The organism is Pseudomonas sp. NPDC089534, assembly GCF_044749305.1.
In the GTDB taxonomy this organism is placed as follows: domain Bacteria; phylum Pseudomonadota; class Gammaproteobacteria; order Pseudomonadales; family Pseudomonadaceae; genus Aquipseudomonas; species Aquipseudomonas ekonensis.
In genome coordinates, this window is the sequence record NZ_JBIVHR010000136.1 from 1 (window position 1) to 11098 (window position 11098).

General features: G+C 64.9%; 6 protein-coding genes, 2 tRNA genes and 2 pseudogenes. 4 read left to right on the top strand and 6 right to left on the bottom strand.

What is annotated here, in order from left to right; all coding sequences use genetic code 11:
- The 3 genes from rpsF to rnr form a co-directional block, all read right to left on the bottom strand.
- Positions 1 to 192: 30S ribosomal protein S6 (rpsF, locus tag ACIP0B_RS26395; protein WP_400837670.1), on the bottom strand; the 192-nt coding region annotated here is incomplete at its 3' end.
- Positions 193 to 563: 371 nt separating this feature from the next.
- The gene (gene rlmB / locus ACIP0B_RS26400) at positions 564 to 1325 is read right to left on the bottom strand and encodes a 23S rRNA (guanosine(2251)-2'-O)-methyltransferase RlmB (protein ID WP_400837673.1); all 762 of its coding nucleotides are present in this window, start codon (positions 1323 to 1325) and stop codon (positions 564 to 566) included.
- Positions 1322 to 3946, bottom strand: coding sequence for a ribonuclease R (rnr, locus tag ACIP0B_RS26405; RefSeq protein ID WP_400837676.1), 2625 nt, complete (start codon positions 3944 to 3946; stop codon positions 1322 to 1324). The genes rlmB and rnr overlap by 4 nt, the downstream gene beginning before the upstream one ends.
- Before the next feature lie 226 nt (positions 3947 to 4172).
- On the opposite strand from rnr, the gene ACIP0B_RS26410 reads away from it, so the two are divergent.
- The 4 genes from ACIP0B_RS26410 to ACIP0B_RS26425 all read left to right on the top strand — a co-directional run bounded on the left by ACIP0B_RS26410 (position 4173) and on the right by ACIP0B_RS26425 (position 7351).
- A tRNA-Leu gene (locus ACIP0B_RS26410) sits at positions 4173 to 4259 on the top strand.
- Positions 4260 to 4424: 165 nt separating this feature from the next.
- Positions 4425 to 4511, top strand: a tRNA-Leu gene (locus ACIP0B_RS26415).
- A gap of 267 nt (positions 4512 to 4778) precedes the next feature.
- Positions 4779 to 5789: an extracellular solute-binding protein gene (locus ACIP0B_RS26420; protein WP_400837679.1), complete on the top strand. Its 1011-nt coding sequence runs from the start codon at positions 4779 to 4781 to the stop codon at positions 5787 to 5789.
- On the top strand, positions 5789 to 7351 hold the full coding sequence (locus tag ACIP0B_RS26425) for an ABC transporter permease (RefSeq protein ID WP_400837682.1): 1563 nt from the start codon (positions 5789 to 5791) through the stop codon (positions 7349 to 7351). Before ACIP0B_RS26420 ends, ACIP0B_RS26425 begins: the two co-directional genes overlap by 1 nt.
- Positions 7352 to 7425: 74 nt before the next feature.
- Here ACIP0B_RS26425 and ACIP0B_RS26430 read toward each other — a convergent pair whose 3' ends face one another.
- The 3 genes and pseudogenes from ACIP0B_RS26430 to hisZ form a co-directional block, all read right to left on the bottom strand.
- Positions 7426 to 9360, bottom strand: coding sequence for a methyl-accepting chemotaxis protein (locus ACIP0B_RS26430; RefSeq protein ID WP_400837683.1), 1935 nt, complete (start codon positions 9358 to 9360; stop codon positions 7426 to 7428).
- A gap of 140 nt (positions 9361 to 9500) precedes the next feature.
- Positions 9501 to 10792, bottom strand: a pseudogene (locus ACIP0B_RS26435) (adenylosuccinate synthase).
- A gap of 54 nt (positions 10793 to 10846) precedes the next feature.
- Positions 10847 to 11080 (bottom strand): annotated as a pseudogene (gene hisZ / locus ACIP0B_RS26440) (ATP phosphoribosyltransferase regulatory subunit); the annotation flags it as partial.
- Positions 11081 to 11098: the final 18 nt, after the last annotated feature.

An 11098-nucleotide genomic window follows, 5' to 3' on the forward strand; every position in this document is an offset into this window, starting at 1 on the left:
CTTCCGATCTATCACTTTGTGAGCCTTGTGAACATTGTTGATTGCGTAGGCCAGTTGACGACGGCCCCAGTCTTCCAGACGGTGGATTTTGCCGCCGTCTTCTTCGATCAGCTTGGTGTAACGCTCAACCATGCCGCCGACTTGCTCGCTCTGGTCAGGGTGGACCAGAAAGATGATTTCGTAATGACGCATGAATGCTCCTTACGGGTTGTAGCCTGCCGCTTGAAAACGGTCAGACAAGGAGTGAATGACACTAGTGGACTTGCCGGCGCGGGGCACATGCGTGCCTGCCGTCACAGCAAGGGGCGCAATTGTAGAGAAGGGGCTGCGCAGGCGCAAGGCAATTGGTGATTATTTGAACAACCCCTGCCCGGCGGCGCACTCACCGACGCCATCGCCAGCGGGTGGCTCCCACAGGGCTGCGGGGCGAATGCAGAATCCGCGGTCGCCGAAAAACGTGTGGGAGCGGGCTTGCCCGCGAAAGCGATGGGTCAGCCGACAAGAATGTCACTGACAGACCGCATTCGCGCGCAACCCCGCTCCCACATTTACGACCTTGAAGCTTAAGGCTTCTTGACGGCCGCCTTGGCCCGGCGCTGGCGCTGGGCTTCGAACAGGCACACGCCGGTGGCCACGGACACGTTGAGGCTGCTGACGCTGCCGGCCATCGGCAGGTTCACCAGATAGTCGCAATGTTCGCGGGTCAAACGACGCATGCCCTTGCCTTCGGCGCCCATGATCAGGATGGTCGGGCCGGTCAGGTCCTGGTCATAGAGGCTGGTTTCAGCCTCGCCCGCCGTACCGACGATCCACAGGCCGCGCTGCTGGAGCTTTTCCAGGGTGCGCGCCAGGTTGGTCACGGCCACCAGCGGAATCACTTCCGCCGCACCGCAGGCGACCTTGCGCACCACCGGGGTCAGGGTCGCCGACTTGTCCTTGGGCACGATCACGGCCAGCGCGCCGGCGGCATCCGCCGAACGCAGGCAGGCGCCGAGGTTGTGCGGGTCGGTCACGCCGTCGAGCACCAGCAGCAACGGTGCGCCCTCGGTGCGGTCGAGCAGCTCGTCGAGCATCGCCTCGCCCCACACCTGGCTCGGGCTGACTTCCGCCACCACGCCTTGGTGAACGCCTTCAACCCAGGCGTCCATTTCGCGGCGCTCGGCCTGGCCGACCGGAACGCGGTTCTCGTTGGCCAGCTCGATCAGCGGCTGCACCCGCGGATCGTTGCGGCTTTCGGCCAGCCAGATCTGCTTGACGCGCTTGGGATGGTGACGCAGCAACGCTTCTACCGCGTGCACACCGTAGATTTTTTCCAGCTGACTCATGACTTGGCCTTGGGTTTACGCGCCCCGCCGCTTTTGGCCGGAGCGGAGCCCGACTTCGGCGGGCCCTTGCGGTGTTTGCTTGGCTTGGCTGGCTTGCTGCCCGGCGCCGACCGTCCGGTCTTGCCCCCGGCTGGCGCCTTGCCGCCGTTCTTGGCCTCGGCCAGCAGCGCTTTCTTCATTTCGCGGCTTTTGCGCACTTCGGCGTTCTTCGCCACGGCGTCGCTCGGACGGTAGGCATCGGATGCCTTCTCCTTGGCGGGACGGCGGCTGGCGGCTTTCGCCGGGGCCGGAGCCGGTTCGGCGGCGGCTTTGGCGGCTGACGCTGCGGTTTCGGTGCTGCGCTTCTTGCGGCCGACCGGTGCGTTGACGGTCTTCTCCGCCATTTCGAAATCGATCTTGCGTTCGTCGAGGTCGACGCGCATGACCCGCACTTCCACGGTGTCGCCCAGGCGGAAGCTGCGGCCGGTGCGCTCACCGGCCAGGCGGTGGTGCACCGGGTCGAAGTGGTAGTAGTCGCCCGGCAACGCGGTGACGTGCACCAGGCCTTCGACGTAGATGTCGGTCAGCTCGACGAACAGGCCGAAACCGGTCACGGCGGTGATCACCCCCGGGAACGACTCGCCCACGCGGTCTTTCATGAACTCGCACTTGAGCCAGTTCACCACGTCGCGGGTCGCCTCGTCGGCGCGGCGCTCGCTCATCGAGCACTGCTCGCCGAGCTGCTCCAGCGCCGCCTCGTCGTAAGGGTAGATGCGCGCTTTCGGAATGGTCATCGCACCGGCACGGCGCACGTGCGGAGTGTTCTGCTTCGAATGGATCACGCTGCGGATCGCCCGGTGCGTGAGCAGGTCCGGGTAGCGGCGGATCGGCGAAGTGAAGTGGGTATAGGCTTCGTAGTTCAGGCCGAAGTGGCCGTCGTTCTCGGCGCTGTACACCGCCTGGCTCAGGGAGCGCAGCATCACGGTCTGGATCAGGTGGAAATCCGGACGGTCCTTGATGCCCGCCAGCAGAGCCTGGTAGTCCTTCGGCGTCGGGCCTTCCTTGCCTTTGTGCAGGGACAGGCCGAGCTCGCCGAGGAACGCGCGCAGTTTTTCCAGACGCTCCGGCGGCGGGCCGTCGTGGACGCGGTACAGCGCAGGGATCTCATGCTTCTGCAGGAATTCGGCGGTGGCCACGTTGGCCGCCAGCATGCACTCCTCGATCAGCTTGTGCGCGTCGTTGCGGGTGGTCGGACGGATTTCGGCGATCTTGCGCTCGGAACCGAAGATGATCCGGGTTTCCTGGGTCTCGAAATCGATCGCGCCGCGCACGTGACGGGCAGCCAGCAGCACCTTGTACAGCGCATAGAGCTGCTTGAGGTGCGGCACGAGGTCGGTGTACTCGCCGCGCAGCTTGCGGCCTTCGGCGGCTTTCGGCGTTTCGAGCATCGCGCTGACCTTGTTGTAGGTCAGGCGCGCGTGGGAGTGGATCACCGCTTCATAGAAGCAGTAGTCGGTCATTTCGCCGGATTTGGAGATGGTCATTTCGCAGACCATGGCCAGCCGGTCGACGTGCGGATTCAGCGAGCACAGGCCGTTGGACAGTTCCTCCGGCAGCATCGGAATCACGCGCTCGGGGAAGTACACCGAGTTGCCGCGCACCTGGGCCTCGGCGTCCAGGGCCGAACCGATCTTCACGTAGCTGGAAACGTCGGCGATCGCCACGTACAGCTTCCAGCCGCCGGAGAACAGGCGCAGCTTGCCGGGTTTGGCTTCGCAGTAGACCGCGTCGTCGAAGTCCCGGGCGTCCTCGCCGTCGATGGTGACGAACGGCAGGTGGCGCAGGTCAATGCGCTTCTCTTTGTCCTTCTCTTCCACTTCCGGCTTGAGCTTGCGGGCTTCCTTGACCACGGCCTCGGGCCAGACGTGCGGAATGTCGTAGGTACGCAGGGCGACATCGATCTCCATGCCCGGCGCCATGTAGTTGCCCACGACCTCGATCACATCGCCCTGGGGCTGGAAGCGCGGGGTCGGCCAGTGGGTGATCTTCACCTCGACGAACTGGCCGATCTGGGCGTTGGCGTTGCGGCCCGGCGTCACCAGCACTTCCTGCTGGATCTTCGGGTTGTCGGCCACGACGAAACCGATGCCGCCCTCTTCGAAATAGCGGCCGACGATGCTTTCGTGGGCGCGGGAGACCACTTCGACGATCACGCCTTCACGGCGGCCGCGACGGTCGACACCGGACACCCGTGCCAGGGCACGGTCGCCGTCGAACACCAGGCGCATCTGCGCCGGGCTCATGAACAGGTCCTCGGAGCCGTCGTCCGGCACCAGGAAGCCGAAGCCGTCGCGGTGACCGCTGATGCGGCCCAGGATCAGGTCGAGCTTGTCCACCGGCGCATACGTGCCGCGGCGGGTGTAGATCAGTTGGGCGTCGCGCTCCATGGCACGCAGGCGGCGGCGCAGGGCTTCGATCTGGTCTTCGGTGGTCAGACCGAACTCTTCGACCAGCTCTTCGCGGGCAGCGGGCGAACCCCGGTCAGCAAGGTGCTGCAGGATCAGTTCGCGGCTGGGAATGGGGTTTTCGTATTTTTCCGCTTCACGAGCGGCCTCGGGATCGAGGGACTGCCAATCGGCCATTAGAGAGTTTTCACCTTGTCTATATGCGGGCTAGTTTGGCATAGGCGCCATGAAACGGGAAATTTCACGCTATATATGACCCATCTGAGGCCTTGTATCGACGCCGCCAAAGCGTTTTGAACGCCGCCGGTAAAAAAAATCATTTTTTTGCGCACCAGGGGTTTACAGTTAATTGGGCGCTCCGTATAGTGCGCGCCATCGACAACGCAGACACGTTGACGAAGCTGCCCAGGTGGTGAAATTGGTAGACACGCCAGCTTCAGGTGCTGGTGACCTTACGGTCGTGGAAGTTCGAGTCTTCTCCTGGGCACCAATTTCGAGTCTCGTGACTCACACAAAAAACCCGCGAAAGCGGGTTTTTTGCATTCTGCCCTCCCGATTCGCAAAAGAAGATTTATTAAAATCAAATCAGGGGTTTACAGATCAAAATGCGCTCCGTATAGTGCGCGACATCAACAGCGACATCGCTGATTGAGAAGCCCAGGTGGTGAAATTGGTAGACACGCCAGCTTCAGGTGCTGGTGACCTTACGGTCGTGGAAGTTCGAGTCTTCTCCTGGGCACCAATTCAGAAAAAACCCGCGAAAGCGGGTTTTTTCGTTTCTGTGGCGAGGGAGCTTGCTCCCGCCGGCGGGCAAGGCCCGCCTCAGCTTAGCCACAACACCGGACGGCGACGACTTCGCAGCCGAGCGGGAGCAAACACCCTCACCGCAGAATCCACCCCCCTCCCCGCACATAGCAAACACTCGCCCCAACCTCAAGGCGCATTTGAGAACCAAACTCGTTTATCATTGTTGCAAGTTTTTGCAATGCGACAGTGAGGAACCCTGCGAATGATGCTTCGAAATACCCTGCGCCGCGGCTTGACCTTCACCCTGCTCGGCCTGGCACTCGCCACTCCCCTCACCCAGGCTGCCGACGCAGTCTCCCTGACGCTCTACAACGGCCAGCACAAGGAAGTCGGCGAAGCGATCGCCAAGGCCTTCGAAGCCAAGACCGGCATTCACGTCAACGTGCGCAAGGGCAGCAGCAACCAGCTCGCCAGCCAGGTCATCGAGGAAGGCGACCGCTCTCCCGCCGACGTGATCTACACCGAAGAATCCCCGCCCCTGAACAACCTGGGCGAACAGGGCCTCCTGGCCAAGGCCGACGACGCCACCCTGGCGGTGCTGCCCAAAGAATACGTCGCCGGCAACGGCACCTGGATCGGCGTCACCGCGCGGGTGCGTGTCGTGGCGTTCAACCCCAAGCTGATCGACGAAAAGGACCTGCCCAAGTCGGTGCTGGATTTCGCCGATCCGCAATGGCAAGGCAAGGTCGGCTTCGTCCCGACCAGCGGCGCGTTCCAGGAACAGGCCGTGGCGATCATCAAAAAGCACGGCCGCGAAGCCGCCGAAGAATGGCTGACCGGCCTGCGCGCCTTCGGCAAGACCTACAGCAACAACATGGTCGCCCTCAAGGCGGTGGAAAACGGCGAAGTGGCCACCGTCCTGGTGAACAACTACTACTGGTTCGCCCTGCAACGCGAGAAAGGCAAACTGGATTCGAAACTGCATTACTTCACCGGCGGCGACGTCGGCGGGCTGATCACCGTGTCCAGCGCGGCGGTCCTGAAATCCAGCAAGCACCCCAAGGAAGCCCAGCAGTTCCTCGCCTACATGGCCAGCGAAGAGGGCCAGCGCGTGATCACCCAGACCACCGCCGAGTACCCGCTCCATAAAGGCATGGAGTCGGACCGCGGGCTCAAGCCGTTCAGCGAGCTGGAGGCGCCGGACGTGACCCCGGCCGACCTCGGCAATGCCGAAGAGGCACTGGACCTGGAACGTGAAGTCGGCCTGAACTGATGGCCGCCCCGCTCTCCGCCCCAACGCGTGGCGGCTACCTGCCGCGGCGCAGGCGGCCGTCGGTCTGGCTGCTGCTGCCGGTGTTGCTGCTGGTGGTGCTGAGCCTGCTGCCGCTGGCCTATGTCGGCCTCAAGGCCTGGCAGGCCGGCTGGACGCAGGCGCTGCACCTGCTGTGGCGCCCCTACGTGTTCGGCCTGCTGCGCAACACCCTGGCGCTGATGGTCGGCGTGACGCTGGCCTGCGGCGTGATCGGCCTGTCGCTGGCCTGGCTGCTGGAGCGCAGCAACCTGCCGGGACGGCGCCTGTGGGGCGTGATCCTGTGCCTGCCGTTCGCCGTGCCGGCGTTCGTCAGCAGCTTCACCTGGGTGTCCCTGAGCGCGCAGTTCGAAGGCCTCGGCGGGGCGATCCTGGTGATGAGCCTGTCGAAGTATCCGCTGATCTTCCTGCCGGTCGCGGCGACGCTGCGCAACCTCGACCCGTCCCTGGAAGAATCGGCCCGCACGCTGGGGCAGAGCCGCTGGGGCGTGTTCTTTCGCGTCACCCTGCCGCTGCTCTGGCCGTCGCTGCTGGCGGGCTCGCTGCTGATCGCCCTGCACATGCTGGTGGAGTTCGGCGCACTGTCGATCATCGGCCTGCAGACCTTCACCACCGCGATCTATCAACAGTTCGAACTGGAATTCAGCAATGCCAACGCGGCGATGCTGTCGGCGGTTCTGCTCGCCCTGTGCCTGACCCTGCTTTGGCTGGAACTGCGCATGCGCGGCAAGGGCCGGCATGTGCGCACCGGCCAGGGCGCCGCGAGACGGGCCGAACAGGTGCGCCTCGGCGCCTGGGCGATCGTCGGCCAGTCGTACTGCCTGCTGCTCGCGGCGGTCGGCAGCGGCATTCCGCTCGGCATGCTGGCGTACTGGCTTGCCGTCGGCTCTTCGGCCGCATTCCCGGTCGCCGCCATCACCGAAGCGTTGCTGTCGTCGCTGGCGCTGTCACTCGGCGGCGCAGCGCTGTGCCTGGCGCTGGCGGTGCCGGTCGGGCTGCTGGTGGTGCGCCACAAGGGCCGGCTGGCGATCTGGGCCGAGCGCCTGCCCTACCTGCTGCATGCGCTGCCGGGACTGGTGATCGCGCTCACACTGGTGTACTTCGCCCTGCACTACGTGCCGGCGCTCTACCAGACCTCGGCGTTGCTGCTGATCGCTTACGCCCTGCTGTTCCTGCCGCTGGCGCAGGCGCCGATCCGCACGGCGCTGAACAAGGCCGCGCCGCAGCTGGAAGAGGCGGCGCGCACGTTGGGTGCGTCGTCCTTCACTGCGTTTTGCCGGGTGACCCTGCCGATCATCTTCCCGGCGCTGGGCGCAGCGTTCGCGCTGGTGTTCCTGGATGCGATGAAGGAACTGACGGCGACGCTGCTGTTGAGCCCGACCGGGCTCAACACGCTGGCCACCGAGGTCTGGGCGCATACGGCGAATGTGGAGTTCGCGGCCGCGGCGCCTTATGCGGCGCTGCTGATCGTGGTGTCGGGCTTGCCGGTCTATCTGCTGACCACCCGGATGTACCTGAGCCGCTGAGCCTGCCCGCGCACTGGATCTGCGTCGCGCACAGATCCAGTGCGGGAGCCCGATGGCGTCAGCCCGGACGACCGCTAGGCCCGGAACTGCCCCAGGCTCGCCTTGAGCTGCGCCGCCAACCCGTCCAGCACCTTGCCGCTGGCCGTGGTTTCCTGCACCGCCTGAGCCGCTTTCTCGGCCTGGGCATGAATCGTCTCGACCCGCCCGCGCACCGCCTGCGCGCCCTGCGCCTGATGCGCCGCCGCCTGGGTGGCGAGGCCGATGGCCGCATGCACCTGCTCGACCGACGCCTGCACCGACTGCTGCAGCCGCGCGCTGTCGCGCAGCACCAGCAAGCCTTCGCTGGCCTGGCGCCCGGCCTGGCCGATGGCGTCCACCGCCTCGCGGGCGCCCTGCTGCAAGGCCACGATGTGCGCCTGGATGTCGCCGGTGGAGCTTTGGGTCTTGCTCGCCAACGCCCGCACTTCGTCCGCCACCACCGCAAACCCGCGTCCGGTCTCGCCGGCCCGCGCCGCCTCGATGGCCGCGTTGAGCGCCAGCAGGTTGGTCTGCTCGGCAATGCCGTGGATCACGGTCAGCACCACTTCGATCTGCTCGCTCTGCTGGGCCAGGCGCTCGATGACCTTCGCCCCGGTGTCGACCTGCCCCGCCAGCGCCTCGATCAGGCCGCCGACCTTGGCCGAAGTGCGGGTGTTCTCGTCGGTGGCCTGACGGATGTCGACCACCTGCTGCAGCGCCGCCTGCATGGCCTGGCTTTCCGACTGCGCCTCGTCGGCCATCTGCGACAGCGCCCGCAGGCTTTCGGCGACCTCATCGCGCTGCATACCGGCCGCCGCGTCGGCACCGGCGTTGCGCAGGGTCATCGCGCCGATCTCCACGCCCGTGCGCTGGGCCACATCCCCCGCCTCACGCACGATCGGCTGCAACTTATCCACAAAGCGGTTGACCGCCGAGGCCATGTCGCCGATCTCGTCCTTGCTGTTGATCTGCACGCGCTTGGTCAGGTCGCCCTCGCCCGCCGCCAGGTCGTCCATCGCGGCGTTGAGCATCTTCAGGCGGTTGACCACCCGGTGCCCGAGCACCACCGCCAGCAACAGCAGCACGCCGCAACCGACCAACGCCAGGCCCATGCCGATGCGCCAGCGCAGCGTCGCGGCGGCGTCCTGCACGGTGCTGGCGGTGTTGGCCTTCATTTCCGCAGCGGTGGTCTGCGCCGATTGCAGGCGCGCGCGCATGGCGGCGGCGCTGTCGGCGGCGGCGCCCTTGAGGCTGTCGCCGACCAACTGATCGCTGCTGGCGATCAGGGCCGAGAAGCGCTGGTCGAGAGCGGCCAGGTCGGCATCCACCGACGCCGTCGAGACACCCATCAGCACCTTGCCGATTTCCACGCCGTTGGGGTTGATCGAGGCTTCGAGGTAAAAGACCGACGGGTCGCGCTTGGCCGCATCCAGCAGCTTGTCCAGCGCCCGCTCGCCCTGGCCCTTTTCCAGCAGCGCCTTGTTGATCGGGTTTTCGCGGTTGAGGTAACGGGTCAGGTGCTGGCCCGTGGCGTCGTCGTAGACCACGAACAGCACGTTGGGATTGCGCTGGGCCCGGCGGGCGAACTCGGACAGGGTCGGCACGTCGCTGTCCCACATGGCGCGGGGTGCGACCGAGGCCAGCAACTGGGCCATGTCGTTGGCCGAATCCTTCAGATCCTTTTCCAGCGTCGCACGCAGCTGCGCCTGCTCGTCCTTCAGGCGCGAAGACAGGCCGGCGGTGAGCCGCTGACGGGTATTGGTCGAGAGCGTATCGAGACTGGAGGTGACTTCGCGCCCGGCCTGCTCCAGTTCCCCGGAGAGTTTCTGGCTGTCGGCGCCCAGGCGTGTGCCGAGGTCGGCCTCCAGCGCCGTGACGGTGCTCCGCGTCAGGGCAACGGCCACCAGCACTTGCACCAAAAGGGCGATACCGAGGGTAACGAACACAGGCCGCAGCAAACGGCTTTGTAACAGTGAGAGAACAGCCGACACTTTGAATCCCTCTACTTTGACGCCATTAAATTGATGGCACTTCTTGTGGGGATATTTGCAGCAAAGGTCATGCCGTCCAACAGGCATAAACGACAAAGGCCCCGATCAAGGGGCCTTTGTGTTTTTACATCAACGACTTATCAAGCGAACGGATGGCGCAGGACGATGGTTTCGTTGCGGTCAGGACCCGTCGAAATAATGTCGATCGGCGCGCCGACCAGCTCTTCGATGCGCTTGATGTAGTTGCGCGCGGCCTGAGGCAGCTCTTCCAGGGTCTTGGCGCCCAGAGTCGATTCGCTCCAGCCCGGCATCTGCTCGTACACCGGCTCCAGGCCGATGTAGCTGTCGGCGTCGGTCGGCGCGTCGATCACTGCACCGTCCTGGTTCTTGTAGCCGACGCAGATGTTGATGGTTTCCAGGCCGTCCAGCACGTCCAGCTTGGTCAGGCACAGGCCCGAGATGCTGTTGACGTCGATGGCGCGACGCAGGATCACGGCATCGAACCAGCCGCAACGGCGGGCACGGCCGGTGGTGGCGCCGAACTCATGGCCGCGCTTGGCCAGGAACGCACCGACGTCGTCGAACAGTTCGGTCGGGAACGGGCCCGAACCGACGCGGGTGGTGTACGCCTTGGTGATGCCCAGGATGTAGTCCAGGAACATCGGGCCGACGCCGGAACCGGTGGCGATGCCGCCGGCGGTGGTGTTGGAGCTGGTGACGTACGGGTAGGTGCCGTGGTCGATGTCCAGCAGCGAGCCCTGGGCGCCTTCGAACATGATGTCCTTGCCGTCGCGGCGCAGGCTGTGCAGCTCGGCGGTGACGTCGAGCATCATCGGCTTGAGCAGCTCGGCGTATTCCATGCACTCGTCCAGGGTCTTCTGGAAGTCGATGGCCGGCTCTTTGTAGTAATTGACCAGCACGAAGTTGTGGTAGTCCAGCAGCTCGCCCAGCTTGGCGGCGAAACGCTCGCGGTGGAACAGGTCACCGATGCGCAGGCCGCGGCGCGCGACCTTGTCTTCGTAGGCCGGGCCGATGCCGCGGCCGGTGGTGCCGATCTTCAGCTCGCCGCGGGCCTTTTCACGGGCCTGGTCCAACGCCACGTGGTAGGACAGGATCAGCGGGCAGGAAGGGCTGATGCGCAGGCGATCGCGCACCGGTACGCCTTTCTCTTCCAGCTTGTTGATTTCCCGCAGCAGGGCGTCGGGCGCAACCACCACGCCGTTGCCGATCAGGCACTGCACGCCTTCGCGCAGCACGCCCGACGGGATCAGGTGCAAGACGGTCTTCTCACCGTCGATCACCAGCGTGTGGCCGGCGTTGTGGCCACCCTGGTAGCGCACTACGGCGGCAGCATGTTCGGTCAGCAGATCTACGATCTTGCCTTTGCCCTCATCACCCCACTGGTGCCCAGGACTACGACATTCTTACCCATAACACTTGTCCTCATTCGCGCAAACTTGGTGCCGGCGACTGCCGGCGGGAAAACTCAAGAAGCCAGTGGCGATACTTGCCAAAGCCCGTTCTGCTGGATCAATTGACGGTCGCAGTCCGCTTCACGGGCGGCGGCCAAAGGTTGCCCAGGCAAGGCCTGGACGACACGCTGACCCTCACTGCGCAACTGGCAGACCTGCTGCCAGAGTGCCGCATCCGTACTGTCAGGCATCCAGATACCGCCGGACGGTAGCTCGATCTCAGCACGACCCAGGGTAATAATGGTTTTCTATTATGTGGTGTATTT

Excerpts from the sequence above, each read along its gene's own strand:
- rnr (WP_400837676.1), bottom strand. The coding sequence starts at position 3,946 with ATGGCCGATTGGCAGTCCCTCGATCCCGAGGCCGCTCGTGAAGCGGAA.
- rlmB (WP_400837673.1), bottom strand. The coding sequence starts at position 1,325 with ATGAGTCAGCTGGAAAAAATCTACGGTGTGCACGCGGTAGAAGCGTTG.
- ACIP0B_RS26425 (WP_400837682.1), top strand. The coding sequence starts at position 5,789 with ATGGCCGCCCCGCTCTCCGCCCCAACGCGTGGCGGCTACCTGCCGCGG.
- ACIP0B_RS26420 (WP_400837679.1), top strand. The coding sequence starts at position 4,779 with ATGATGCTTCGAAATACCCTGCGCCGCGGCTTGACCTTCACCCTGCTC.